This window comes from Bacteroides sp. Phil13 (genome assembly GCF_001940965.1).
In the GTDB taxonomy this organism is placed as follows: domain Bacteria; phylum Bacteroidota; class Bacteroidia; order Bacteroidales; family Bacteroidaceae; genus Bacteroides; species Bacteroides intestinalis.
The window spans coordinates 12,419-38,911 of sequence record NZ_MSHA01000040.1; the positions used below are offsets into that span (position 1 = coordinate 12,419).

Here is a 26,493-nt window from a genome sequence, read left to right on the forward strand (position 1 = left end):
GCATAGCCTTTGAACGGGCTGAAAGGGATGATGCCGCGGAACACGGCAAGCATCATCACGCTTTTCAGGCGGTTGATATGTCCGAGGATGGTTCTGGGCATGAAACGCCTTGTCGTGCGCATATACATATCAAACGCTTCGATAAAGTTTTCATCCAGCTGCTTGACAGGCATATCCGACACATGGTATCTCTCTTTCAGGAACTCACCGAGTATCCGGCAGGTGTTCCGGTACTGGTAGAACGTGCTTGCCGCCCTGTTCACCCCTACACGCAGGGCATAGTCGCTGTTATGCTCCGCATAGAGCTTCATGATGGTATCCTGTGTTTCAGCCTGACCTTGAAACACGTTTCTGACTTCCTCTGCTGTCACGACATCCTGCATGTCGGAAAGCTCGTTGAACCGCTTTTGCAACAATAGCAGTACCCGTTCAATCTCCCTGTTTGCCATTGTCGCCACCTTGCTTTTGCCCGTGCAGCGTTGGGCTGTGGCGTTCCACAACCGCACATTGATTTTGAACTTGCACGCAAATTGTGCGATGGAATTGACCTTTCCCTTGATGGATATTCTGCCCATGAGTGGAGAAAAGCCGTCCTTGTCCTGTCCGCCGCGCTTGATGTAGAGCAGCACTTTCATTTCTGTTTTCATGCGTTACTTTTTTGATTGCAATTTTACTCATACTTCGCCAGTCGAATGATATGAGAATCAGGCAGAACGGCGCAATCAAAACCGGACGGGCTAAATCTGCCGGAAATGAGGATGTTTCCCGGATGGAAAGTCATACTCTCTGACTGTTTAACCCTTGATTGACTGCATCTGAATGAAATGAAAACAGGTAATGACTTGGTAGCTGAACAGGTTCGTTATTCCACCTGTCTTTGCTGTTTACCCAACTGTGCAAACCAACGCAATTTTGCTGTATTACAACGCATTGACGTTTGTTTGCTATATTCCTCTATTGGTCGCATTGATAGTTTTCTATCTTTTTACTGGCTTGGCGTTCAGTGATGTGAAAGATTTATCACCCGAACACTTGGTAAAAGACAACAAAGGGGAACTTTGGATAAGGAAGAACCGCCAAAAGACCAAAATCATGTGTAACATTCCTGTGTTACCTGTGGCAGCTTCCATACTTGATAAATATAAGGATGTGGCAGAGTGTACCGGAAAACTTTTACCTGTATTGTGTAATCAACGCATGAACGGTTATTTGAAGGAGATTGCCGATGTGTGCGGAATTCATAAAAATCTTAGCACACATACCGCCCGTCATAGCTATGCTACAAGCATTTGCCTTGCAAATGGCGTAAGTATGGAGAATGTTGCTAAGATGTTAGGTCATGCAGATACAAGTGTGACTAAACACTATGCACGAGTACTGGATCAGAATATTTTCAAGGATATGCAAAAAGTAAATAGCTGTCTGTCGGAATTGGCTATATAATTGAGGCAGTAGCCAATATAGAAAAAGGATTGGGAAGAATGAATTTCATTTTCTCAATCCTTTTCTTTTATTGTAAGTTTTTCAAAACTTAATATGAAGCATTGACAAAGGTAAGTTCCGTATTCAGTCCGTTCAAGTCCGATCCTTCGGTTTAGATGAAAATCTTCCTCTCACTATGTTCGAGCGTATTTTCATCTAAAGACTTGCACAGACTAAATACTTCACTGGAAAAGTCAATGATTCAAATTAAATTCCGAAAAACAATGTTTTCTAAATCTTCTGCAAAAGAAACATTTCCTATTAAATTCAAAACAAGATATACAACAAAAAAACATATGATAAGGATATGGCTATTACCACTGCGTTTTCGGACAATACCTTAAAATATCTTTTTCATTACTTGCCCAAGAATAAGATGCAGTTATTGGTAAATCAAATTTATATGGAAACTCTATTAGAGTTATAGCTTTGTAACCATCCATATCAATAGGAGAGAACTCTCCACCGGGTTCATTATGCATGAAAAAGTCACCTTGCAGAGCATTACAATGCTCACAATGATTCGCCCAATACTTTCCATTAACAGTTTTAGAAAATCCCAGTTTAAAAGTAGGAAAACGTGAACATACAATATCTAAAATTTCTTTCTCAATATAACCAGGCATATAGAAAAAAGAAAAATAATCTTGGAGATACCATTCTTGTAATGCCTCATCGTCATCTGAATATTCATATATCCAAAATTTATTAGATGCAAAAGCTATCACGTCAATCATACTGCCACACTTCCAACAAGTTTTTTGAGTTACCCCTATCCAGAAAGGTGCTTTTGCAATTATTGATACCTTATCTGTGTCAATCCATTGAGAAAATAAATTGATGTCTTTATAATCGGGAACAAACCATGTCTTATTATCTTTATCCCAAAAAGCACCTTTTTCTTTTGCCAAATCTTTTTCGGAATAAGGCACATTTATTTTTAGCGGCATAATTTACATTTTAAATTTAACTTTCATATAAAAGACTCATGCTTACAAAAATAAGAAATTAATAAGATATACATCAAATTAAATTTTAAAATCTAACTAAACAAGATTGAGATTCAAGTGCTTTTAGGTTGCAAAGGTCTAATTTCTACTATAATAAAAAAATGCATCTTTTGAAGATAGTGGAATTCATACTCTTTTAGATAGCTATTCTTTCCAACTTTCAAAGTAATGCTTTTGGAGCAGCTTATCAATATCGCTCTGGCGATAGATGATTTTACCTTTTATCTGGATAAAGGGGATTAGCCCTGTATCTCGCCACTCTTGCAGGGTTCGCAAACTGACATTCAGTTTCTTGGAAACTTCATTATTAGAAAGAAAGCGTTCCCCGTTCAGGTGGGGCTTGTAGTGCTTGACAATAGATTCAATGCCATTCAGCATCAAATCAAGTGAAGAAATAAATTCTTTGACTTGTGGGGTATCTTTATTTATTAGTTCCATGATTGAAAGATTATTTTATTGAAATATTGATTTCAAGATAGCTAGATAGCTAGTTACGCAGATAGTCACCCAGTGATGAAATGCTAAGTACGTCTTTTGCTGAATCATAATCTATATAAATCCGTTTGGATGCAGTGGCAATAAAATACTGGCTACCATCTTGCTGTATCTCATAAGTAGCGGGTGAAGCCTGTTTAGTGGTTTCTGATACATATATAATAGAAAGATGATACTCTTTATCGTTCCGGTAGATAATAACCGTAGGATTCAGATTAACACTTTCCCATGTGCCGACAATGGAAAACAGATTGAAGGGCGGGTAATCTTCTTTAGTTCTTTTCATAAGGCGTGGTTTGTTTGGATAATTGATTTTGTGTTTCACTGTCAGCAATAATTCTTTCAATATCGGAAGACTTATAATAAATCTTGCTGCGGATTTGAGAATAAGCCAGCCGTCCACTACTTCTATAATATTGTAGCGTTCGCTTGCTAAAGCCCAACAACAGGCACACTTCCTGACTATCCAACCAGTTTTCTACTTTCTGGCTATGAGTGCTGCACAAACTTTCTATTCGTTTGGCAAACTCGGTGAACCGTTCGCAGACATACGAAAAGGTTCTCTTTTCAATGGTTACTACTTCCATACTTTTAATTTTTAATGGTTTATAAAACGTGTTGATTCTATTTTCATCGGCAAATGAAAGAAGAATCAAGAGTAGTTTTCAAAACTGTCCAGAAGTGTCTGATAAAGGCATGATTAGGCATATTCTATGCTCTAAAATAGCCTGAATATGGTTTAATTAGAGCCTCACATTTTTCTAATACAATATTATGCCTACTTTTGTAGAACTAATAAGGAACATCATGGACATAAAGAAATTGATAATAGAAGAAATTGAGTTATCAAATAGCTCTTATGAGAGATTGATAGAAGTAACAGAAAGATTATCGTTAAAAAAGAAAGATTTTCTTTTGCAGCAGGGTAAAGTGTGCACTTTTATAGGTTTCGTTGAAAAGGGAACACTTCGCTCTTATATAGAAAAAGATGGTGAAGAATATACTAGTGATTTTTATACAGATGGCTCTTTTACAACATCCTATAGAAGTTTTCTAACCAAAGAACCAAGTATAGGAAGCATACAGGCATTAGAGAGTTCTCTCATACTGAGTTTATCCAAATCTAACTACGAACTTTTGTTACAGGAATCTAATGAGTGGTATAAGCTAGGAAAGTATATTGCAGATACACTCTTTATCAGAAAGTGCCGTAAAGAGTCATCACTACTGATGGATAGTGCATTGGATAGGTATAAATTGCTTTTACGAACGTGTCCGCATATTGAACAGCATGTATCACAATATCATATTGCATCTTATCTTGGTATTAAGCCAGAATCTTTGAGCAGGCTTAAATCTCTTAACATAGGTCAATGACATAATTACCTCATTCACCCTAATTTTGCAGCAAAACAAAGAAATCATGAATAAAGTATTGATATTCGTTTTATTTTTATCACTAAATAGCTGCATTTGTATGAAAAAGAGTACAGTAACTAGAACTGATCTTCTGACAGTTCATTTACATGATAAACAGAGTTTATCAAAAGTCGAAATTAAGAAGATTGTAATACCTCAAAAGGGGAAAGCAGATTATCATCTTCACTCTTGCCCAGTTGTGGGTTATGTAGTTTCGGGAACTTTATTATTTCAAATAGAGGGACAAAGTTCATATCTAATAAAAGCAGGTGAAGCTTTTTACGAGCCTAAAAATCAACCTATTTTACATTTTGATAATGCATCAGATTCAACCCCTCTAATATTTGTAGCTTATTACCTATTAGAAGGTGATGAAGATTTGATTACATTGCTACCACATAAGAAAGAATAAGAAAGCCATTCTATACTCCTGAAAATGAGAATTATTCCAGTGAGTCATCTGCCATTTTTTTATATCCCCAATCAACCAAATATTGAATAAAAGGAATAAGTTCCTTACCTGTTTCAGTTAATGAGTATTCTACTTTTGGTGGTACTTGGGGATACATTTTGCGATGAATCAAATTGTCTGTTTCCAGTTCTTTTAAAGTCTGTGTTAGCATTTTCGTGCTTATATCTGACATTTCACGGCTAAGTTCACCATAACGCAAAACCAAATGTTTAGACAGAGCCCAAAGAATTCGTCCCTTATACTTTCCACCTATTCTTTGGAAAGCATAATCAAGGACGCAAACCTCTTTTTTAGTATTCTTATTCATTTTATTTCAGACGTATTGAACTGATTATCTACATTAGATACATTTTAGTATGTACCATACAATTCTGTACATACTTGATACAAAGGTAGTAAACATTTAATTTTGCAGAAACATTAAGCAGAAATATATGAAAACAAAAATTGCATTACTCCTCATTGATATTCAAAATGACTATTTTGAAGGAGGATTGAATCCATTAGTTGGAAGTTCCGAAGCTGGATTAAAAGCACAAGTAATCTTGCAACACTTTAGATTACAGTCTTTACCCATAATACATATACAACATATTTCTACCAAACAGGGTGCAACATTTTTTCTTCCCAACACTAAAGGAGCGAAAATACATGAAAATGTTGCACCGCTGAAAGAAGAGAATGTTATTATTAAACATACCCCTAATAGTTTTCATCGGACTATATTAGATAATTTATTACGCTCTCAGGATATTACAGATTTAGTTATCTGTGGAATGATGACGCAAATGTGTGTGGATGCAACAGTAAGAGCGGCTAAAGACCTCGGTTATAACTGCATAATAATATCCGATGCTTGTGCAACAAAAAACTTAGAGTTTCAAGATCAAATAATAAAAGCAAAAGACGTACACGCAGCTTTTCTGTCTTCGCTCAACCATTACTATTCAACTATCATTACAACAAAAGAATATATAAATCACCTAACAAACAAGGAGAAAGATGAAAACGATTAGTTTATTTATGCTCACAGTTGTATTTTCACACCCTATTTTTAGCAAAAAACAAAGTAGGACACTTTTTATTAATCAGATATGAATAACATTCTTAAATTGAGATTTTTTCGACTATTGTCGGAATACTCACAGCAGCAAGCACCTGTATTAGATTTTACAGAAGCTATCGAAGAATTGGCTAAACATTTAGCTGATATTAGTATGAATGAACAAGATTATAGCATTTTGTTACGCTATTTTTCTTTTGGACTAAACAGGCTCAAATCGTACCGTGTACAATTTGGGCAAGGGGAAAATTGCACCATTACTACTTATTGATGAAGCAATAGAACTTATAAAAACTGAAATCCGTATCTTGAATCTACGAATTCAATACCCTGAACAATTTCAGAAGCACAAGAAGACACAACCTTTTTCTACTTTCTATTTAACAGACGAAACCACACTAATCAACATAATGGAATTAGTTAGTGGTCTATTCCTATCCAAACGAATCATATACAAGAACGGTACACCTGTACCATTATCTGTTATCACAAAATCTTTTGAAGAACTATTCAATATTAAATTAGGCGATTGTTATAAGAAACATGAAAGTGTAATTTCCCGTAAGCCTACTAAATTAACTGAATTTTTAGATGAACTTCGGAAGTTTATTATCGAAGAACGAGAAAACAAAGAATACAGATAATCAACATCTTATCTACAATTTATAGGGGAGTACCACTGGTACACCCCTAATTAGTTTGCATCCATTTACCGAACTTTGCTTCATCAATCGATTGATAATAATAATGTTGAACTTAAAATTGAAGCAAAATGTATATAGATAACGAAAACTTCGAGAAGTGGATGGAGAAGCTATCCAAAAAACTCACTGAAATCGGACAAGACTTGAAATCTCTTATCAACACCGATACTGTATTCGATGAAAACGAAAAGCTATTGGATAACCAAGATTTAGCTTTTCTCCTAAAATCATCCTTTAGAACTTTACAACGCTATCGGGCGAAAGGTGTACTTCCCTACTTTACCATCGGGCGAAAAACGTATTATAGAGCCAGCGATATTCGGGCTTTCGTCCGGGAATATGCCGACTCTCAAACCTACAAACAGTTTGAAAAAGCCAATCAGTTGGCTAATCAGCCCTGATAGCAAAAAGTAGCAGGGGAAAGAAGCCTGTGTTCAGGCTATTGCTTTGTGCTACCACCCCGATATAGCACAAACTGCCTCACCTATCGGTTCAGCCCGTTTCGCTAAATCGAGCAAGAGGGAACTGGACAAGTCCTGTTCTTCACTCTTGCCCTGCGGGGCAAAGCCTTCGGCTTTAGCGTGTTACAAAAACACGCTGTAATGATACCTGTAATAAGCATTTTCTTTGCAATGCTTATTATCAAGCATTTATCTATTCATATTTCTATAAAAAAGTAATTACCATGCCAAACAACAGTCGAAAAACGATATTCACTACCATTTCCATAGACAAGGAAACGGCAGCTTTGGTAGAGAAGATATGCAAACGCTATTCACTGAAAAAGAGTGAAGTTGTAAAACTGGCGTTCGGATATATAGACAAGGCACATATCAACCCATCCGAAGCACCGGAATCTGTAAAATTGGAACTGGCGAAAATAAATAAGAGACAGGATGATATTATCCGTTTCATCCGTCACTATGAGGAAGAACAACTGAATCCCATGATACGGGCTACAAATTCTATCGCTTTACGCTTTGATACTATCGGCAAAACTATGGAAACTCTTATTCTCTCTCAACTGGAAGCCAGTCAGGAGAGACAAACAGCCGTGCTGAAAAAGTTAAGCGAACAGTTCGGCAATCATGCCGATGTGATAAACAACCAGTCCAAACAGATTAACGCACTCTACCAGATACACCAACGAGATTATAAAAAGTTACTTCACCTAATACAGCTCTATTCGGAGTTATCCGCTTGTGGTGTGATGGATAGCAAACGGAAAGAGAGCCTAAAAGTAGAGATTATCAACCTGATAAATACATAGGCTTATGCACATCGATTTTGCCCCACGCTCGAAAGGAACATACAACAATGCAGGGAGTAGCCGACAACTGGCAAGCTATTTGGAGCACGAAGATTTGGAACGGATGGAAAAAGGTATTTATACCGAAGGCTTTTTCAACCTGACGGAGGATAACATATGTAAATCAGCCGTCATAGAAGATATAGATAGCAATATCGGGCAACTCCTAAAAACAGATGCTAAGTTTTACGCTATTCATGTCAGTCCATCGGAGAGAGAACTCCGAGCGATGGGTAACACAGAACAAGAACAAACCGAAGCAATGAAACGCTATATCCGTGAGGTGTTTATTCCTGAATATGCCCAAAACTTCAATAAAGAACTATCCGCTTCGGATATAAAGTTTTATGGGAAGATTCACTTTGCCCGCAACCGTTCAGATAATGAACTGAATATGCACTGTCATTTGATTGTCAGTCGAAAAGACCAATCCAACAAAAAGAAGTTGTCACCGCTTACAAATCACAAAAGCACCAAGAAAGGGATAATCATAGGTGGTTTTGACCGAGTGAACCTCTTTCAACAAGCAGAACAGGGCTTTGACAAACTCTTTCGCTATGATCGCCAACTATCTGAATCATTTGAGTATGCCAATACCATGAAGAACGGTTCTATATATGAACAGCTTAAGCTACAAGGGCAAGAAGTTAAATTCGATGAAAGAATAATAGAAGTCGATCAGTATAGCAATCAGCAAAGCCTTATTTCTATCGATTTTGAAAAAGACAAAATATGCAGTTCGCTTAATTCTTTCATTTCATCTGAAACAAGTTTTTCATCCCAACATAATGAACACATACCCAAACCTAATAAGAAGAAAAAGAAAAAATCTCTAAGACTATAATCAACACTAACTATTAAATAGCACGATAAAGTTACTTTAGCACACTAAAATCAAGTTGGTAAAACATTTGAAGACAAAGTTATACTACTTTTTTGTTTTTATTTGTATTTTTGTACTCCATAAGTGAAACCCACTTACTAACAAGTCTACATCTAGTAAACTTGTTTAACTGATATAATTTAAATAAGTATACATACATCGTAAAAGAAAGATGGCAAAAAACAAATTAAATCAAGTATACAATATTGACTCTAGGCATATTCTTGAATCAATACCGCAAAATATAGAAATCCAGACTACGATCACATCACCACCGTATTTCGACATGAAAGATTACGGTTCTGAAAATCAAGTTGGCTATGGACAGATATATGAAGACTACTTAAATGATTTGCAAAACATATTTGGACAAATCTTGAAAATCACAAAAGATGATGGTACACTTTGGATTATAATTGATACTTTCAAAAGAAATAATCAAGTAGTTTCTCTACCTTTTGATCTAGCTAATAAACTTAAAGATATAGGTTGGTTTCTCCAAGATATAATTATTTGGAAAAAAGATAAAACAGTACCTTGGTCTACAAATGGATTTATGCAAAGAAAATTTGAATACATATTATTCTTTTCAAAGTCTCCGAAATATAAGTCGAACAAAGATAAAGTAAGAATCTACGACACCTCACAATTAAAAAAATGGTGGGTTAAATACCCAGAAAGATATAATCCGAAAGGAAAAGCATTAGATGAAATATGGGAATTCCCTATTCCTGTTCAAGGATCTTGGGGAGATGAGTATATTCGTCATTTTTGTCCACTACCAAAAGAGTTAGTAGCAACCATGATACAAATAAGCACAGATGAAAATGATATAATATTAGACCCTTTTGCAGGAAGTGGAACAGTGCTAACTCAATCTGCTTATATGAAAAGGAACTACATTGGGTTTGAACTCAATAATGAATATATAAAAATGTTTGAAAATTATATTAAGCGAACGATAAAAAAATACCGGAAAGAATATGAATTATTGGAGCAACAAAATAATCAGAGTAACTTTGAGACACAAATCTTAAATTTAAGGGCACTAAAATTTGCTCGTTTACTTATAAATAAAATTGAAGAAGAAACAGCAAGGGATGATTTTAAAATTTTTGTTACGATAAAAAATAAAAGTAGTAAAAGAAATAAGTCTATAGTTGCCGAATATCAAATTATAGGTGATGCTGAATCAAATAATATTTTAAAACTTATCAACGAAATTATAGTCAAGCCTCCTTTGTCAAAATTTGGAATAGAAGCAATATTTAAGTGCGTAAAAGAAAATAAAGTAAAATCAAAAAATATTTTTGGTTATTCAAAAACTAATTCCTATTCATATATTAAAGATATTGATATATCATCCCCAAAAGTTAAAGTGATAAGCGATATCTGTGTTGATTTAAACGAAAAAGATTACGACTAAATGATTTCCTACTATGGCTAAGAAAAATACAAAGAAAACCAAGAAAAGACTCTCTTCTGCCGAAATTTCTCAACGCAACGAGCAACGAAATCAGAAAAAAGAGATATGCGATATCCTTAAAAATATAGGTTTCGAGAAGCTATCTTATATTGATGGTAAAGAATTTAATTATGAAGGGAGAACATCGGAATTAGATGATATATTTATATTTGAGAATGTTATTTTACTAACAGAATACACCATTGGAGATCCTCATTTGTTAAAGAAAAGTATATTCTATGACAGAGTTAATAGTGATAAAAAAGCCTTCATAAATTTTATGCTGCAAGAAGAAAAGCTTAGCAGTTTTAAAAAGTATTACCAAGATAACATTAAAGATAAATATTCCATTAATCAATTAAGAGTGAAAATCTTATATTGCTCTAAAAAAAGCATATCAGAAGAACATAAAAGTGTTGTTAATGATGTTATTTATTTTGATTATCACATAGTACAATATTTCAAAAGTTTGACAAAAGTAATAAAAAAATCAAGTAAATACGAATTCTTAGAATTTATAGGCATCCCATTTAACGAATTTGGTGAAAACATATTAGGATCAGGACATATTTCCATCAACAAATTCTCTGGACATATTTTACCAGAAGAAAAAAGTTCTTTCAAAGAAGGTTATAAAATTGTATCTTTCTATATTGATGCTGAATCATTAATAAAAAGAGCTTATGTTTTGCGCCAAGAAGGTTGGAGAGAAAAAGAAAACATAGGCTACTACCAAAGAATGTTCGAAGCAAAAAAAATATCAAGTATGAGAAAATATTTGACGGAAAATAGCAGAGTTTTTATAAACAATATTATTTCTACAATTGCAGAAAACCAAATTAAACTATTTGATCGCAAAGGAAATCCTATTATTATAAATGATAAAGGTGAATTTGAAGGAGATAATGCTTCTACAAATGTAACTCCGGCTTTGATAGAGATTAATGATGAGTGTAATATCATAGGACTAATTGATGGCCAACATAGAACCTATGCTTATCATGAAGGAGATGATATCTACGAACCTCATATTGCCAAACTGAGAAAGATACAAAATTTATTAGTTACTGGAATTTTATTTCCTCAAAAGGAAAGTAAAGAAAGCCGATTAAAGTTTGAAGCTAATCTATTTTTAGAAATTAATTTAAACCAGACCAAAGTAAAGCCTAAATTGCAACAAGAAATAGAATTAATGATTACTCCATTCTCAAATATCGCTATAGGTAAAAGAATTTTAAAAGGGCTGAATTCGAATGGACCATTAAGTAATTTGATTGAGCAATACTCTTTTGAAAAGGGCAAAATTAAAACAGCTTCAATTGTCAGTTTTGGTTTAAAACCATTAATTAAACTTGACGACATAAAAAGCAAAGATAGTTTATACAGCTTATGGGAAAATCAAGATAAAGCCAGGTTAAAAGAAAGGAAATCAGAAGAATATCAAATATTGAATGAATATATTAGTTTTTGCATTACGAAAATAAGAGATCTTTTAATTGCATTTAAATCCGAATTAAGCTCAGACAAATGGGAAACATATACTCCTCAAAATCCTAATGGAATGTTAAATGTTACATTTATAAATGGAGTGTTAAATGTATTAAGATTACTAATTGAGAATAATAAAATATCAGATATTCAAAACTATAAAGAAAAGTTAAAAGACATCGACAAATTTGACTTTAAAAAATACAAATCTAGCCAATATAGAAAAATGGGTAAAGATATATATGCAAAATATTTTGAAAATGCCATATGATTCAATGAGAGTTGTCTTTTAACTAAAAACGATTATTTGATCTGTTTTTGATATTTCATTTTATTTTTTCAAATTACTATTTCTCATAAGAGATTTTAAGCTATCTTTGCCCCTAGTATTCTCCATGAGCAAACTACCGCAAAAGCACGTAGCAAATTAGTGGGATAATTCATGGGATATGCTTGAAACAAGAAATATAAAGTTTTAAATATCAGCGTGGTATCTCTGTAAGGAGAATCCCAGGCGGATCACTGAAAAGCTGGACAAAACCAGACAACGAAAAGAAAACTCCCACAATACCAATATATTGTAGGAGTTTTTTCTTTGTATAGCGTCCATGACCCAAGATCTAAAAAAGGTCACAGAAAGACACGCTTTCGTGACCTAAAATCAACGCAAAAGAGTAACCATTATATCCAATAATAAAGCCTCACCAGATGAAAAACGATTACTTCAGCTTCAAAGAGTATCAGAAAGTATAATATACTCCCATTCTAGCCCTCCAGCATGCTTATGTTTAGGATCATTTTTACAACACAAACAGATTGCCGAGCTTATACTATATTTTTCAGCAGCTTCTCTAAATGTATTAAAAATCTCTCCTGTAGTGATACATCTTATTTTCCTGCTTCTTTGTTGTATCGTATTCTTCAATTTGCAACTTTTACAGCCACTTCTCCGCAATAAATTTCCCGGATATGCCTGCCAAGTCTTACCACATGCACTACATTGTACCACTATAGGTTTATGCCTACTTACATAGGTTCCTATAATTTTAATTGTAGGTAATAGCTTTGCGATTTCCTTAACAAAATCATCATGGGTCCTCCGTGCTTTATTGGCACATTTTGGACAGCCGGTTCTATTATGTTTCGCTACAAGATGATAGGGTTGGGTAGACCATATATAGCCGCATACTTTACATTTTATTCTTATAGAAGTATCAATATTGATATATTCTGCCAGAGGGATAATATTGGGCTGTAATAAATTTAATCTTTCAACAAAGTCATTTTTTTCTCACTCACTTGTACCAAGGTCCGAATTTAATCCGAATTCGGAGAGGATATTTTTTGTTATTTCAATCAGTTTATCTGTATTACGGCGAGAAACAAGATCGCAATGTGTCACCAAGCAATTATCGAAAGGAACTGTTGCATCATCATAGTGGTCGTATATAGTTATGAGTTTGATACCTTTATCTTTGCACAATAGATGCTTTTCCCAGTCTTTCGCTACTATATTTTTATGCCAGTGCCACTAACCGGGTTCTACGGCTACTTCTAAATCAGGCACATATATGTCTAATTCAACCCCTATCACCGTTTTTTCTCTTGACATGACTTTAGATTCGCCCAGAATATGAGCAAATGAGTGATTGAAGCGGCATCAGTGTATGATTGTTTATATACGTTGCACCTTCGCTGGCTACAAGATTCGGATCGATTTTATGGAGACGTTCCAAAAATATCTCCATTGTCAAACGCTGAGACGCTCCTTTCTGGGATCGTCCACATTCCGGACATCCCCTGCCACTAAGAACATGTGCAGGAGTGATATCACACTCATGTCCACATTTCAAGAATCTGAATTTAGTTTTTTCGAGTGCCTTCGCATACCGACCAGTTATGATAACGTCATCTCTCTGGGATTTTAAGTCTTTCACAAACTCTGAATGAGATTTCAGTTTGACTCCGGCACACTTGGGACAGCCATGACCGTGCAATAGACTTCCTGCCCTTGGTGACCATTCACAACCACATTTGTCGCATCTTACAGCAATTTTAGAGTTGTAATCCTTGTATATTCCCAAGACAGTAACTTTTAAATTCTTTGCTTTCAATTCATGACAGAAGTCTATATGATTTTTTTTCTTTGCCATATGACTAAAACCGGTCAAGTTATAAACTAAATGATATTCATCAAGCCGGTAATTATCTCAACCTGAATTTTACCATCTTTCTTGCAGCACATTTCTCAGTCAATTCTTCTATAGTCTGAGTTGCATATTGTTCTGATAGCCCTATTTCAGCTGCCAACGTAATGACGTCAGCAAGTGCAAGCTCTCCTTTTCCATTAATAGTCGTGGTATGGTAACCATTAAAACCGTTACTTAGCAAAAGGTCATAAGCCAGCGAAAGTTTCCATGATCCGTTAACCCATTGGAAAAATAAGTTTTTGGCATAATCATCCCTATTTGAAATCAATACATTGAAGTGATAATATATTATCATTTATTTCATCTTCCCCAATATCTTAGGAAACTGCCAAAAGAACAACAGCGTACAGCAAATTGCAGCCGTAGCATCAGATATAGCCTCAGCTGCATATACTCCGATCACTCCCATATAATGCGGCAGTATCAGTGCTAACGGAATCAACAGAATGGCCTTGCGGAGCAAAGCGATAAAAATGGATATCTTAGCCTGCCCCAATGCAACAAACATATTCTGACAGGCACGTTGCAAGCCGAATATGGTCATACCACCTAGAAAGACAGGCATAGTCCAACGAATCGTTCCTATCAACCTTTCATCACTTGTAAAAGCAGATGCAATCGTTGAAGGGAACAAGATCATAAGTAGCATCAGAATCAGATTAAAAGAGAACATGGTGATCAGTGCAATACGGAAACAGTCCTTCACACGCTGCTTATCATCATGGCCATAATTGTAACTTACAACCGGAATAAAGCCTTGCGCAAACCCCGTCAGCGGTACACTGGCAAACTGCATCGAAGTCTGTAATATCGTCAACGCACTAACGTAAATATCTCCAAAATCTTTCAAGCTACTATTCAGCACAAAGCCCACCAAACTCTCTGTACTGGCCATAATGAACGGAGATACTCCCAGCCCCAGCATCGCAATAACAATCCCTCGGTTTAACTTCATATAGCGCCTCTCCAAAGGCAGAGAAGCCTTCCGGGAGAACAGGAAAGACAGTACCCATGCGGCACTGCAAGCCTGAGAAATCACCGTAGCCAAAGCAGCACCTTTCACCCCCATATCAAACCAGAAGATAAATATAGGATCAAGAATGATATTTAATAAAGCTCCGATTAAGACAGAGCACATGGCAATGGCAGGACGCCCCTGCGCATTGATAAAGGAATTCAGCCCGGTGGAAATCTCCACAAAAACAGTTCCCAGCAAATAAATGGAAAGGTAATCGACCGCATAGCCCAATGTATGTTCCGAAGCGCCTGTAAAGAGCAGGATAGGCTCCATGAAGGTATAGGCAATGAAGGAAGTAATTAAAGTAAATAGAATCAGCAAGGTAAAACCATTCCCCAATATCTTTCCGGCACGCTGGCGGTCACCTTGCCCGAGGGCTATGGCAGCCAGTGGCGCACCACCTCCACCTACAATTGCTGAAAAAGAAGAAATCAATACCACGAGAGAAATTGTTACCCCTACGCCTGCCAATGCATCCGTCCCAATACCCGGTATATGTCCGATATAGATACGGTCGACAATGCTATAAAGCAAATTGACGAATTGTGCTGCTACTGCCGGAAGCGCCATTTTGAAAACCAGTGGTAACATACGCTCGGTTCCCAGACGTTCTTCATATTTATTGATCATCGTGATTCTTCTTTTCTAAAAACAAGTGCAAAGGTATGAGAATTTCCACTCGCCCCAAAGGTAATGCGTGCGGCTTTTCCAAGAAACGGAAATAAATCATTTCCGTGTTTATTATTCATAAATCAAATATTCCCAGTCGAACTGTTTTCATGCTCTCATGTTCTTGTATAATATAAAAGCATAACAATGAATATAGATTCTCTTTTTGATCTAAGCGGAAAAGTAGCCATAGTGACCGGTGGTGGAGATGGCATTGGAAAAGGAAGTTGCGAAACACTCGCGCACTTCGGAGCTTCCATAGTGGTAAGTGATCTGGTACTTGAAAAAGCCCAGGCTGTTGCAAATGAAATCGTTAAGAATGGAGGTAAAGCGATTGCTGTAGCCTGCAATGTGCTTAATGACGCAGACTTAGTAAACCTGGTTGATAAAGCTGTCGCAGAGTATGAAACGGTCAATATTCTGGTCAACAATGCCGGTGGAGGAGGTGGCGGACGGGAGAATCCCTTCCAGATAGACATTGCTTACTTCAAGAGGGTATTCAACCTCAATCTATTCAGTGCATGGCGTTTATGCCAGCTTGTTGTACCTCACATGGCTGAATCGGGTTATGGAAGCATCATCAATATCACATCGATGGGCAGTATTAATAAAAGTCCGAATATGAGTGCTTATGCCTCTTCCAAAGCAGCCCTGAACCACATGGCAGGTAATCTTGCATTCGACTTCGGTCCGATGGGAGTACGTATCAACAACGTAGGTCCCGGAGCTACCAGAACCCATGCCTTATCTACAGTGCTGACTCCCGAAATAGAAGCAAAGATGCTGGAACATACTCCCATAAAACGTCTGGGCGAGGTGAGTGACATTACCGGAGCAGTACTCTATTTTGCCGCACCCGTCTCGCAATGGGTTAGCGGACAAACGCTGTTTGTAAACGGAGGGGGTATTCAGACACTCGATTGATATTTACAGATAATTCAAATCATAATTGGACATATAAAACAATGCAGCTATTCTACTAAAAGAATACTGCACTGCCTAAATAGAAATTAGCGATCCGATTTAAGTTTCTTCACCTCCTCCACGAGTTTTGAAAAGGATCTATCCCTTTTACGCTTTTCATGTTCAGAAGTGGAGAAATGCCACACTTCCCGTCGAAGTTTCTGATAACTCTCATAAACCTTACGGTCCAATATACCACTACTTACCGCTTCTAAAACGGCACATCCGGGTTCGCTGATGTGCTTGCAATCCTTGAAACGACACGATACAGCATAATCGGAAATCTCCAACACCTCTGCAAGAGAATCGGTATCATCAATGGCCAAACCAAATTCCCGGACACCCGGAGTATCGATTAATACCCCTGAACCGTCCATCAATACCATCTCCCGACGAGTGGAAGTATGTCTTCCTTTTCCCGTGGACAGGCTGATATCAGACGTTAACAATACCGATTCCCCACAAAGCGCATTCACCAGAGAACTTTTCCCTACCCCCGAAGAACCGACAAACACAACCGTTTCGCCGGCCGATATAGACTCCCGCAATTGGAGAATCGTCTGAGGTTGATGGATACTTGTAAAAAACACCGGTATCTGACGGGCAATGTGCCTGATCTGTTCTTCGACTTTCTGCCTATCAAACCCTAAATCAGCCTTGTTAAATACCAATACAGGATTGATATTCTCTTCCTGCATCTGAACCATGAAACGCTCGGCTCTGCGAACATTGAAATTATCATCAAGACTTTGCACGATAAATGCCTTGTCGACATACGAGGCAATGGCCTGTTTGTCGGAAACCGTTCCGTTTTTCTTGCGATATAGCGTCCGTTCACGAGGCAGCATATCCACTATAATCCCTTTATGTTCGTCGAATGGTTGAAAAAGTACCCAATCACCGGTACAAGGGAGTTCAAAGTCTGATTTTCCATACATCATATTCCCCGTCAGTTCACACTGAAACAGACCGTTTTCTGAAACAACCTCGTAACATGTACGGTGTACGATGGATATACGTCCATGTGTAAGGGAATTGTATGTAGACTCTTGTTTTAGTTGGTGTAACTTGTCATTCCAACCGTAATTATTCAAATAAATCATTGTTCTATCTTTTTTGCGATGAAAAATGTATAGCCGTAGAAGGCTTTATACTTGCTGTACAGTTCTTCTTCATCAAACTGAAGCGAACTGAATTCTTCAGCAATCTTATTTCCCGCATATTTATGAAGGAAGATTTTCTGAGCTTCAATCTTTGCAGCAAAGTAATGCTCTGTCCAGCAATTCTCCGGCAAAATAAATGTAGCGACGGGAAGATAACCAGCTTTGTGTATCTTGGCTATCTGATTGGGAATCGTATCTATTTCAGGATACGCATTCACCCAGAAGTCATTGATTTCCGCAGGACGCTCGTCAGTAAACCACGAACTTTCAGAAACGGCAATATATCCTCCCGGCTTCAAATATCTACGCCACTCATTCAATCCCCGTTCAAAACCAATATTATAAATGGCTCCTTCCGACCAGATCAGGTCTAATTCCTCACTCTGAAAAGGAAGGTTATCCATAGAACCGACAATGCCTTTCACTCTGTCCTGCAAACCTGATTGCTTTGCATTACGATTGAGGATATCAATAAAGTCGGGAAAAAGGTCAAGTCCGGTAATCTGTCCGGTAATATGCCCGGCCAATACCATTGTCTGTCCTCCTGTTCCGCAACCGATGTCGGCGATAAGGGACTTGTCGGTAAGGCTATCTATAAAGCTCAGCGCTTTCAGTGTTACGTCAGGACTTCCGGGCCCTTGGCGTTCCATATTGGAGAAGAAGTCACAGATTAATTGAAGTTCGAAATCGTGAATTGTTTTATTTTCGTTACTCATTTTCTTAATGTATTTTGCATACATGGAAAGCATAACAATGCCTTCATCATTGTACGCAGATTAAACTTGAATTATAATAATAGAAAACTACTCTCGAAAGGAGTTATCCGAGAGTAAACGAAAGGACAATCTGTATCAAAAACACAGATTGTTTATTAAACCAAATCCGATTTGAATGTCTTTGTCATGGTGCAAAGATAAATAATATTTTGATTTACAACAAATTTCGTGTATTCTTTTCACCCCTTCTTCACATAAACCCTGTGTGCTCCACGTCCGGCAGTATCAATGCCGGAATCCGGGAGGGCCGCCCATTCTTTCAGTTCATTCGTAGCAGTGGTGCGCAACAACCCGGTCAATTGCTGATATTCGCTGACAGTAAGAAAAGAATGTGACTCCAGATACTTTACCGCCAGTGCCAAACGCTGCTCCGGAGCATACTTTTGCGAAGAACGACGGGTTTTCCAAGGCGCCCGCTCCAACAGGCAGCGACCGTTGATGCGATACACCAGACTCATATCTACACGGAAATTGACTTTGCCCACCACGATGCTCTGTGCATTGCGATGCTTCGCTTTTTCTCCCGCTTCTTCCCGCTCCTTGCCTGTGCGCAGCATCAAAGCCGGAGTGAAAGTTCCGATGTCATCCAGTTTAACGGAGCGTCCCTCTGCCATCTGATGCGACATTTCGATGGCAAGTTACTTCACAATTCCTATTATATCACCCACATTGAAGCCGCTGCTTTCCGACAGGTTGCGTGCCAGTTGTTCTGTTGAAACCTGGTCTATCATTGCAAAGCGTGGATAGAGAACGCGCTCGCCCGTCTTGTGAATGTCGGGCATTTCTTCCATTACATAGTATGCCATATCTTTTGTTTATCAGACATTAATGAAAAAGTTGTTCGCCATTAAAAGAAAAGCTGCTTTACATTGGGAGAAAAGTTGCTTTACTTATACTGCAAACTTTAGTCAGAAGTTACGGTTTTATAATCAGAACTTTCGGTTATACAATCAGAAGGTATGGTTTTACAATCAGAAGTTTCGGTTATAGTTTTCTCTACGGCAAAGGTAACTTTTACTTTAATGTAAAGCAAGTTTTTGACAGGGATAAAGGAAGTTTTTAGCGAACCTGCCATGCAAGCGGCATTTGACGGATATATAATGAATTCGGCCGATGAAGTTGAAGGAATGATTGAAAAGATAGCAATTTCGGACAACTTTTTATAAAAAAATCATAGGGCATGAATATGCTTATACATTTCTCCCCTATAGCTTTTCACAGTATAGGGGGCCCTATTGTTTTAAGTTCGTCGTAGTCAAGACTCATTTCGTCATAAGCAACATGAAGTTTGTCTAATAACTCTTTATTGAAGGATATTTCGATTTACCTTTACCTCCGTAACCAGGTACTTTCAGACAAATTAAGTAGACTAAATTAAACTAAGTGATAGTATTTTTATTTTCCGAACCTCCATCACCAAGGAGTAAGACATAACAAGAATTGGGATACTGTTTACACAATATCCTCAGATTCATAAACGGAATGTAGACTTTGAAGATTGGGAAAAGGTATTAAGGATAGAATGCCAGGGAATCACTCCGGCTGATGTTTCGGATATGCTACAGACCATCAATATTCACGCAACAGAGTTAGAGTGAAATTGATAAGAATGGTATCATAGGTGTCGGATATAATCACAAAATATTCCCTAATCATTCATTATGGAAAAAGGAGAGTTCTACCAGATTACAACAATTATATATAAGATACCAGTTCGGGGTTCAATACATAGTTCTGATAGATCACGGCACTTCATTTCCGCTCCATTAAAATCTATGTTCGTTCTTTGAAACATTTGAAATATAGCCAGTTAAAATTCAGACATACAGCTAAGCAAGGAAAGAAAAAGCAAAAATTAAGAGATCTGTAATAATAATATATAAAGAAAAGATTTACCTTTGCTCCCCCTAAAAAAGAAAGCCAAAACTAAGAAATAATTTAGTGTTTATGAATACAAAAGTCAAAGGATATATATTGGGAGCCGTTGCTGCCGCCACTTATGGTATGAATCCCCTCTTTACCCTTCCGCTATATAAGGAAGGTATGAATCCGGATTCCGTTCTTTTCTTCAGATATCTGTTCGCCATTCCCATCTTGGGGATTATGCTCAAAGCGAGAGGCAGAAGTTTTAGTCTGAAACGGAAAGAAATATTGCCATTAGTCATACTGGGATGGTTGGTCGCCATATCTTCTCTTACCCTATTTCAAAGCTATAACTATATGGAAGCCGGTATTGCCTCAACGATACTGTTTGTCTATCCGATTTTGGTAGCACTGATTATGGCTGTCGCCTTCAAAGAGAAAGTCACATTACAAACAGTCCTATGTATCTTTCTGGCTTTAAGCGGTATAGGGTTACTTTATAAAGGAGGTGACGGTACAACCCTCAGTCTGGTTGGCGTTGGGTTAGTCATGGCATCAGCCCTCTCCTACGCTATCTATATTGTGGGGGTAAACCGGCCGATATTAAAAGACGTGGCAACACTTAAAGTTACTTTTTATGTATTGCTTTTCGGCCTGTCGCTTTTTTTAGTTCGTGTAGACTTCGGGCAAAGCCTGCACGTTGTCGATAAATGGTATTTATGGGGGAATCTGATTGCATTGGCTATCTTCCCTACAGCTATATCCTTTCTCTGTACGACGCAAGCCGTGCAATACATAGGTTCTACTCCTACGGCTATCCTTGGAGCTTTGGAACCTGTCACGGCTGTATTCTTCGGAGTAACGATCTTCGGGGAAAGCCTGACACCGAGATTGTGTTGCGGAATTGTATTGATCATCATGGCTGTGACGTTTATTATAGCCGGAAGCAATATTACGACGCATTTGGTACGGTTCAGGAAGTTGTTTCCACGATTACCGCTGAAGCACCCCAAAAAATAGACAAAACAAGCTATCTGTTAGAATATCCCTCCAAATCTACATTTTGACCATAGATTTAGGGGATTTACGAAAAAAGAACTATATTTGTTCCGAATTCTTAAAGCAGATATTTTGGGCACAATTCTTAAATTTGTTATTGCTTAATATTAGCCTCACAAACCACAGGCTAATTTCTTTCGTTTGAGTAATCCTACTCGGACAGGTTTTTCATTTTATCATTTTTAGTATTAACTACATTGTCTCTGCAAGGCAATTGTAATTTGCAATTCAGACTTTTAGCAGGTTTCGCAGCAACCGCCTGAAAGTTATGGATGCGCTGAATGCGAATGGAGAATTTCGTAAAGAACATTAAGCAAGATATAGAAGTAGAAATCAAAAGAATTGAGCAACAAGATATTGATATCCTTGATAAGATAAAGCAAATAGTCGGCTTCATACAGACTTCACTCGCCCGACTAAAAGCAACCGTTGCGGATTATCAGTTTATCAATTCCGAGGAGGAAATTCTTTTCTTTAAAGTCCGGAAACCACAAATATCCGGTCTACTGATATTTTATATCCGTCTGTATCAGATTGAAAAGAACCGGATTGGGAAATCACCGTCAGCTCAATATAAATATTTGAAGGAAGAATACGAAAGTCTGAAGAACGTCTCTTCAGACAAGAATTTCTATAACTATTATCAATCCGGTAAAACCGACTCAGATCATCTGTATTTCATGAGAAAGCATTATGATATCCTTGCGGATGTTCACTGTCACTCGTTGGACAGAGATACTTCTTTTTCCACTTTGCATGATTCCAGCGTAGCAGAGATCTTAGCAAATAAGCAACTCACCCATTATCTCTCCACAGAGATTGATGCATTATCGGAAAAACTGCATCTTAAGTTCACCTCCATCATAGAAAGTAAACTATTACAATGGACTGAAAGTAAAGTTTCATTAGTAGAATTCATTTATGCACTATATGCCGGAAAGTGCTTTAATAATGGTAACACGAACCTGAAAGACATTGCTTTCTGCTGTGAAGCTCTTTTTGATATTGAGATTGGTGATTTCTACCGGATATTTCTTGAAATCAGGAACAGGAAGAAGAGTAGGACACAATTTCTGGATAAACTGAAAGAGAAAATAACCCAAATGATGGACAAACTTGACAAGTAAACAAAGAATATTTCACTGCGTCTTGTGACATCTTGTGAATTATGCAAATAGCTAATATCCAACTTTGCCAAAAAATAGCTTAACCCGCAAAGAAAGATAATAGCTTATTTATGGAGACAACAATTACATGGGAAGTAAAGGCGAAGAATCCCCCTTTATTAATTAAGAAGTGCAGTCACTGCGATAGTAACCGATTTTATTGTAGCGACAAGTTCAGGATGAATGCTCAAAAGAAAAATATAGATGTATGGTTGATTTACAGATGCGTGAAGTGCGACAACACCTGTAACCTCACTTTGTTATCACGTAGTAAACCGGATTTGATTGACAAGACATTATTCCATAGCTTTTCAATGAATGATAAAGATACGGCCTGGAAGTATGCTTTTTCTACAGAAATGGAGAAAAAGAATAGCCTGAGACTGGATTATGGTAGCGTAGAATATGTAGTCGTTCCTGATACCTCATTTGAAGATTTGCTGAATCTATCCAATGAGGTTATCAAAATCCACATCAAGTGCGAGTTTGAGTTTGATCTCAAATTATCATCATTAATCAGAAGATGCTTCTCACTCTCTGCCAATCAGGTGAAACGTATGTTCGAAGATGGTATAATTATCATTTCAGGCAACAAACCACCCCAAAAACATAAGGTGAAAGATGGAGATATGATTCTGATACAAAAAGAAGAATTAGATAAGTCTGTCAACCGTTCCCTCCATGATATAGGGTAAGGATCGACGTATTTTCTCAACAGGCCAGTTCCACCATTGTATCTGTTGCAGCTTAGCGATTGTCTCTTCCTCAAATCGCATCCGTATTTTCCTGGCAGGTGTTCCTCCTACTATGGTGTAGGGAGGAACATCTTTAGTTACCACTGCCCGGGCTGCGATGACGGCTCCATCTCCTATATGCACTCCTGCCATAATAACAGCTTCATAACCTATCCAGACGTCATTACCTATAATGATATCCCCTTTATTATCCCATGCTGAGGCTACATTTTTCTTATTCAATCCCCATTCTTCAAAGAATAAGGGGAATGTGTAGTTGGACAAGGATCTCAATGCATGGTTGGCACTGTTAAAAAGAAACTTTGCCCCACAGGCAATGGAACAGAATTTTCCGATAATCAAGCGGTCTTGATTGATAGGATAATGATAGAGAACATTATTCTTCTCAAATTGGGTCGGGTCATTTACAAAATCATTGTATATGGTATAATCACCAACTATAATATTCGGATTATTGATAATGGTATTCAGATAAATAGTCTGATAATCATTGGTACGTGGAAATGTTTTCGTATTCATTGTAATTACTTCTTTTTGTATGTTTAGTATTTTAATATCTTGTGACGGAAACGGTCACAATTAAGTTGGGCAACAAACTTAACTATTGCCCTATCATACTAAACGAAGCTATTTACAAAGTTGCCATTTCATTGTGATTAAAGACTATGGTTCATATCGCATAGCAAAGGTAGCAATTATTTCACTTCAAACTTCCCTTGCAACCTAATATCTTGTGAAGAGCTTCCCACCATTACAGCAAACGTACCCGGCTCTACTACGAAGTGATTATCCTTATTCCACAATCCCATCTCTTGCGGGGTGAGTATGAAATCAATCACTTTTTCTTCGCCCGGTTCCAGATGGATACGTTCGAAGCCACGCAGTACTTTTACATACGTAGTAACAGAACTCATTTCGTCATGCAGATAAAGTTGAACGACTTCATCTCCGGCAACTTTTCCTGTATTCTTCACTTTACAACTCAGCTTCACACTACCTTGTACACCAATGACCGGATTCTCTATCTTTAAATCACTATAAGCAAAAGTAGTATAACTCAAACCATATCCGAAGGGATAAAGTGTACCGGTAACACGTACAAAACCTTTTGAATCAGAACCTGGTTTAAAAGGAAAAGCAAAAGGTATCTGCCCTACCGAACGAGGAAAAGTTACCGCCAGTTTCCCACCCGGATTGTAATCACCGAAAAGTACTTGTGCCACAGCATCTCCCATAAATTCTCCCGGAAACCAAGCATGTACAATACCCGGAATATAACGCTCAGCCCAGTTGATGGTGGCGGCACGTCCGTCTACCAGTAACAAGATCACAGGTTTGCCCGTTGCGTATACAGCTTGCAACAGTTTTTCCTGTCGTCCGCACAAATCCAGATTGGTACGGGAATATTCCTCACGCACCGTCTTCTCATTTCCTCCCAGTACCATGATGGCTACGTCCGATTCCTCTGCCAAGGTTACAGCCTCATCCATCATAGCCTGTTCTTCCTGATCCAATGGTACTTCGTAAAGCTCACTCTCCGGAAAATATTTATCAATAATGTCTGTTCCTTTTGCATAGCGAACCTCTGCATCAGGCAAATACTCTTTTATTCCCTGATATACCGTCTTTATCGGAGCATTAGCCGGACCATAACGACAAATCAAGTTCTGCACTTCATTCGCATTAGGACCAATCACTGCTACTTTCTTCAAATCTTTGGAGAGTGGCAGGATATTATTCTCATTCTTCAATAAAACGATAGATTCTAAAGCCGCTCTCATGGATACTGCCTGATGTTCCTTGCTATGTACCACCTTTTCAGGATGTTTGGCATCTCCCTTATAAGGATTATCAAACAACCCCATCCCAAACTTTACCCGCAATACATCTGCTACACGGCTATCAATAGTCTGCATGGAAACCTTTCCTTCACTAATAGCCTGCCGAAGCGGACGAATGAAGTTCTCGGGCAAAGTAAAGTTAGTACGCACATTCAGTCCCGCATTTACTACCTGGGCAGCTCCATCTACAGCATCGACAGCCACCTGATGCTTGGAATAAAGAAATTCTACCGCTTCACTGTCAGACACTACATAACCTTTGAAGCCCCATTCGTGACGAAGTATTTCAGTAAGGAAATGATAGCTTCCGGTAATCGGTTCACCATCATAGTCATTATACGAACTCATAACTCCCAATGCTCCGGCTTCGCAGAAAGCCTTGCGGAAAGGTTCGATATAAAGAGTCCGCATCTCGCGCGGCGCTACGTGTGGATCGGTACGGGTACCAGCATCACGCCCACCGACAGGGATACTATATACTGCAAAGTGTTTGGGAGTGGCAACCAGCCCTTCTTGCTGAAGTCCTTTAATCATTCGCTTTCCAAGCTCTCCCACCAGAAAAGGATCTTCTCCATAACATTCTACTACACGTCCCCAACGCGGATCTTGTGCAATATCCAGAATAGGAGAATAAATATTAGTATAACCTAATGCCTTTGCCTCTTCAGCGGTGACCTGTGCTATTTCACTGATCAGTTCCTTATTCCAGGTAGCCCCCTGTCCGCACTGGGCAGGGAACATGGTGGCCCGGTCATGGCAAAGCCCGCGAATTCCTTCATTGGTAAAATCGACAGGTATTCCCAGACGGGTCTGTTCCACAAACCATCGCTGAATGGTCTGCCGATTTTCTACACTATTCACATAAGGATATGATAAAGAAGAACCGAAACGTCCCAAACCATTGGCCTGTTCATCTATATTGGCTATACCGTCCTTCCAGATTTCATCTTTCCACTTCTCAGTAGGAAGAGAATCTTTCAGTACACGGCCGGACCCGTACAAGGTAGCCATCTGACAAGTTTTCTCCTCCAAGGTCATCTGCGACAGCAGGTCTTGTACTCTTGCCTCTATCGGTGCCGAAGGATCTTCGTAGATATCCTTCACACCGTTCTTGTTAAAATCAATCCAGCCTTTCTTATATATACCGGGATTATTACCCGCATACACACCCGCACAAAGCGATACAGCAATACATAAAGCGATTCTTCTTTTCATAGCAT

28 protein-coding genes and 2 pseudogenes are annotated in these 26,493 nt (G+C 37.9%); 15 read left to right on the forward strand and 15 right to left on the reverse strand.

The genetic code is table 11. The features are described 5' to 3' along the window. Positions 1-647 (reverse strand): phage integrase SAM-like domain and Arm DNA-binding domain-containing protein (locus tag BWI44_RS06860; protein ID WP_286812461.1); only part of this gene is annotated, 647 nt, incomplete at its 3' end. 328 nt (positions 648-975) lie between these two features. On the opposite strand from BWI44_RS06860, the pseudogene BWI44_RS06865 reads away from it, so the two are divergent. Further along, positions 976-1,443: pseudogene (locus tag BWI44_RS06865) on the forward strand (site-specific integrase); the annotation flags it as partial. Between the two features lie 353 nt (positions 1,444-1,796). Here the strand turns inward: BWI44_RS06865 and BWI44_RS06870 are convergent. The 4 genes from BWI44_RS06870 to BWI44_RS06885 form a co-directional block, all read right to left on the reverse strand. Continuing rightward, entirely contained in the window at positions 1,797-2,432 is a 636-nt protein-coding gene (locus BWI44_RS06870) for a DUF5710 domain-containing protein (RefSeq protein WP_195209475.1), read from the reverse strand. A 204-nt stretch (positions 2,433-2,636) separates the two neighbouring features. Next, positions 2,637-2,930, reverse strand: coding sequence for a helix-turn-helix domain-containing protein (locus tag BWI44_RS06875; RefSeq protein WP_005800254.1), 294 nt, complete (start codon positions 2,928-2,930; stop codon positions 2,637-2,639). Positions 2,931-2,979: 49 nt separating this feature from the next. Next, on the reverse strand, positions 2,980-3,273 hold the full coding sequence (locus BWI44_RS06880; protein ID WP_195209476.1) for a DUF3876 domain-containing protein: 294 nt from the start codon (positions 3,271-3,273) through the stop codon (positions 2,980-2,982). Beyond that, positions 3,260-3,574: a helix-turn-helix domain-containing protein gene (locus BWI44_RS06885; protein ID WP_195209477.1), complete on the reverse strand. Its 315-nt coding sequence runs from the start codon at positions 3,572-3,574 to the stop codon at positions 3,260-3,262. Before BWI44_RS06885 ends, BWI44_RS06880 begins: the two co-directional genes overlap by 14 nt. A 220-nt stretch (positions 3,575-3,794) precedes the next feature. Here BWI44_RS06885 and BWI44_RS06890 point away from each other — a divergent pair, with 220 nt between their 5' ends. Together BWI44_RS06890 and BWI44_RS06895 are read left to right on the forward strand one after the other, a co-directional pair. Then, complete coding sequence (locus tag BWI44_RS06890; RefSeq protein ID WP_195209478.1) at positions 3,795-4,364, forward strand: Crp/Fnr family transcriptional regulator; 570 nt, start codon at positions 3,795-3,797, stop codon at positions 4,362-4,364. Positions 4,365-4,464: 100 nt separating this feature from the next. Continuing rightward, on the forward strand, positions 4,465-4,818 hold the full coding sequence (locus tag BWI44_RS06895) for a cupin domain-containing protein (protein WP_195209479.1): 354 nt from the start codon (positions 4,465-4,467) through the stop codon (positions 4,816-4,818). A gap of 31 nt (positions 4,819-4,849) precedes the next feature. Here the strand turns inward: BWI44_RS06895 and BWI44_RS06900 are convergent, their stop codons facing one another. Continuing rightward, complete coding sequence (locus BWI44_RS06900) at positions 4,850-5,185, reverse strand: winged helix-turn-helix transcriptional regulator (RefSeq protein WP_165017848.1); 336 nt, start codon at positions 5,183-5,185, stop codon at positions 4,850-4,852. A 127-nt stretch (positions 5,186-5,312) separates the two neighbouring features. Here BWI44_RS06900 and BWI44_RS06905 point away from each other — a divergent pair, with 127 nt between their 5' ends. From BWI44_RS06905 to BWI44_RS06940, 8 genes are all read left to right on the forward strand, one after another. After that, positions 5,313-5,894, forward strand: a complete 582-nt coding sequence (locus BWI44_RS06905) for a cysteine hydrolase family protein (RefSeq protein ID WP_195209480.1) — start codon at positions 5,313-5,315, stop codon at positions 5,892-5,894. 78 nt (positions 5,895-5,972) lie between these two features. Then, on the forward strand, positions 5,973-6,212 hold the full coding sequence (locus BWI44_RS06910) for a hypothetical protein (RefSeq protein WP_081030727.1): 240 nt from the start codon (positions 5,973-5,975) through the stop codon (positions 6,210-6,212). Further along, positions 6,166-6,585 carry an RteC domain-containing protein gene (locus BWI44_RS06915; RefSeq protein WP_353744907.1) on the forward strand — a complete coding sequence of 140 codons (420 nt, stop codon included), beginning with the start codon at positions 6,166-6,168 and terminating at the stop codon, positions 6,583-6,585. The genes BWI44_RS06910 and BWI44_RS06915 overlap by 47 nt, the downstream gene beginning before the upstream one ends. 128 nt (positions 6,586-6,713) lie before the next feature. Beyond that, a complete protein-coding gene (locus tag BWI44_RS06920) occupies positions 6,714-7,046 on the forward strand; it encodes a helix-turn-helix domain-containing protein (protein ID WP_057282202.1) in 333 nt (110 codons plus the stop codon). Between the two features lie 284 nt (positions 7,047-7,330). Next, positions 7,331-7,915 (forward strand): BfmA/BtgA family mobilization protein, encoded by a 585-nt coding sequence (locus BWI44_RS06925; RefSeq protein ID WP_005679708.1) that lies wholly within the window; start codon positions 7,331-7,333, stop codon positions 7,913-7,915. Between the two features lie 4 nt (positions 7,916-7,919). Next, positions 7,920-8,798 carry a DUF5712 family protein gene (locus tag BWI44_RS06930; RefSeq protein ID WP_195209482.1) on the forward strand — a complete coding sequence of 293 codons (879 nt, stop codon included), beginning with the start codon at positions 7,920-7,922 and terminating at the stop codon, positions 8,796-8,798. Between the two features lie 211 nt (positions 8,799-9,009). Continuing rightward, positions 9,010-10,263, forward strand: a complete 1,254-nt coding sequence (locus BWI44_RS06935) for a DNA methyltransferase (RefSeq protein WP_005679710.1) — start codon at positions 9,010-9,012, stop codon at positions 10,261-10,263. Positions 10,264-10,276: 13 nt separating this feature from the next. Further along, positions 10,277-12,061 carry a DGQHR domain-containing protein gene (locus BWI44_RS06940; protein ID WP_005679712.1) on the forward strand — a complete coding sequence of 595 codons (1,785 nt, stop codon included), beginning with the start codon at positions 10,277-10,279 and terminating at the stop codon, positions 12,059-12,061. 459 nt (positions 12,062-12,520) lie between these two features. Here the strand turns inward: BWI44_RS06940 and BWI44_RS22355 are convergent, their stop codons facing one another. The 4 genes from BWI44_RS22355 to BWI44_RS06950 form a co-directional block, all read right to left on the reverse strand. After that, positions 12,521-13,036 (reverse strand): DUF723 domain-containing protein, encoded by a 516-nt coding sequence (locus tag BWI44_RS22355; RefSeq protein ID WP_502688828.1) that lies wholly within the window; start codon positions 13,034-13,036, stop codon positions 12,521-12,523. 370 nt (positions 13,037-13,406) lie between these two features. After that, positions 13,407-13,943, reverse strand: coding sequence for a zinc-ribbon domain-containing protein (locus BWI44_RS22360; protein ID WP_007667403.1), 537 nt, complete (start codon positions 13,941-13,943; stop codon positions 13,407-13,409). Between the two features lie 52 nt (positions 13,944-13,995). Then, positions 13,996-14,295, reverse strand: coding sequence for a HipA domain-containing protein (locus BWI44_RS06945; RefSeq protein ID WP_007667404.1), 300 nt, complete (start codon positions 14,293-14,295; stop codon positions 13,996-13,998). Then, positions 14,296-15,648, reverse strand: coding sequence for an MATE family efflux transporter (locus BWI44_RS06950; protein ID WP_007667405.1), 1,353 nt, complete (start codon positions 15,646-15,648; stop codon positions 14,296-14,298). It abuts the gene before it with no gap. A 186-nt stretch (positions 15,649-15,834) separates the two neighbouring features. Between BWI44_RS06950 and BWI44_RS06955 the strand changes: the two genes are divergently transcribed. Then, entirely contained in the window at positions 15,835-16,611 is a 777-nt protein-coding gene (locus BWI44_RS06955) for a glucose 1-dehydrogenase (protein WP_007667406.1), read from the forward strand. Between the two features lie 86 nt (positions 16,612-16,697). Here BWI44_RS06955 and rsgA read toward each other — a convergent pair whose 3' ends face one another. The 3 genes and pseudogenes from rsgA to BWI44_RS06970 all read right to left on the reverse strand — a co-directional run bounded on the left by rsgA (position 16,698) and on the right by BWI44_RS06970 (position 19,395). Next, positions 16,698-17,753, reverse strand: coding sequence for a ribosome small subunit-dependent GTPase A (gene rsgA / locus BWI44_RS06960; RefSeq protein ID WP_195209483.1), 1,056 nt, complete (start codon positions 17,751-17,753; stop codon positions 16,698-16,700). Then, positions 17,750-18,562: a class I SAM-dependent methyltransferase gene (locus BWI44_RS06965; RefSeq protein WP_195209484.1), complete on the reverse strand. Its 813-nt coding sequence runs from the start codon at positions 18,560-18,562 to the stop codon at positions 17,750-17,752. Before BWI44_RS06965 ends, rsgA begins: the two co-directional genes overlap by 4 nt. Positions 18,563-18,768: 206 nt before the next feature. Then, a pseudogene (locus BWI44_RS06970) lies at positions 18,769-19,395 on the reverse strand (HU family DNA-binding protein). A 1,141-nt stretch (positions 19,396-20,536) separates the two neighbouring features. Between BWI44_RS06970 and BWI44_RS06975 the strand changes: the two are divergent. From BWI44_RS06975 to BWI44_RS06985, 3 genes are all read left to right on the forward strand, one after another. Further along, positions 20,537-21,472 (forward strand): DMT family transporter, encoded by a 936-nt coding sequence (locus BWI44_RS06975; RefSeq protein WP_195209485.1) that lies wholly within the window; start codon positions 20,537-20,539, stop codon positions 21,470-21,472. 326 nt (positions 21,473-21,798) lie between these two features. Then, a complete protein-coding gene (locus tag BWI44_RS06980; RefSeq protein ID WP_021967517.1) occupies positions 21,799-22,638 on the forward strand; it encodes an RteC domain-containing protein in 840 nt (279 codons plus the stop codon). A gap of 110 nt (positions 22,639-22,748) precedes the next feature. Then, positions 22,749-23,372: a DUF1062 domain-containing protein gene (locus BWI44_RS06985; RefSeq protein WP_007667422.1), complete on the forward strand. Its 624-nt coding sequence runs from the start codon at positions 22,749-22,751 to the stop codon at positions 23,370-23,372. Here BWI44_RS06985 and BWI44_RS06990 read toward each other — a convergent pair. Both BWI44_RS06990 and BWI44_RS06995 read right to left on the reverse strand, forming a co-directional pair. After that, on the reverse strand, positions 23,331-23,951 hold the full coding sequence (locus BWI44_RS06990) for a CatB-related O-acetyltransferase (RefSeq protein ID WP_007667423.1): 621 nt from the start codon (positions 23,949-23,951) through the stop codon (positions 23,331-23,333). The genes BWI44_RS06985 and BWI44_RS06990 overlap by 42 nt on opposite strands. Positions 23,952-24,127: 176 nt before the next feature. Continuing rightward, the gene (locus tag BWI44_RS06995) at positions 24,128-26,488 is read right to left on the reverse strand and encodes a glycoside hydrolase family 3 N-terminal domain-containing protein (RefSeq protein ID WP_195209486.1); all 2,361 of its coding nucleotides are present in this window, start codon (positions 26,486-26,488) and stop codon (positions 24,128-24,130) included. Positions 26,489-26,493 lie beyond the last annotated feature (5 nt).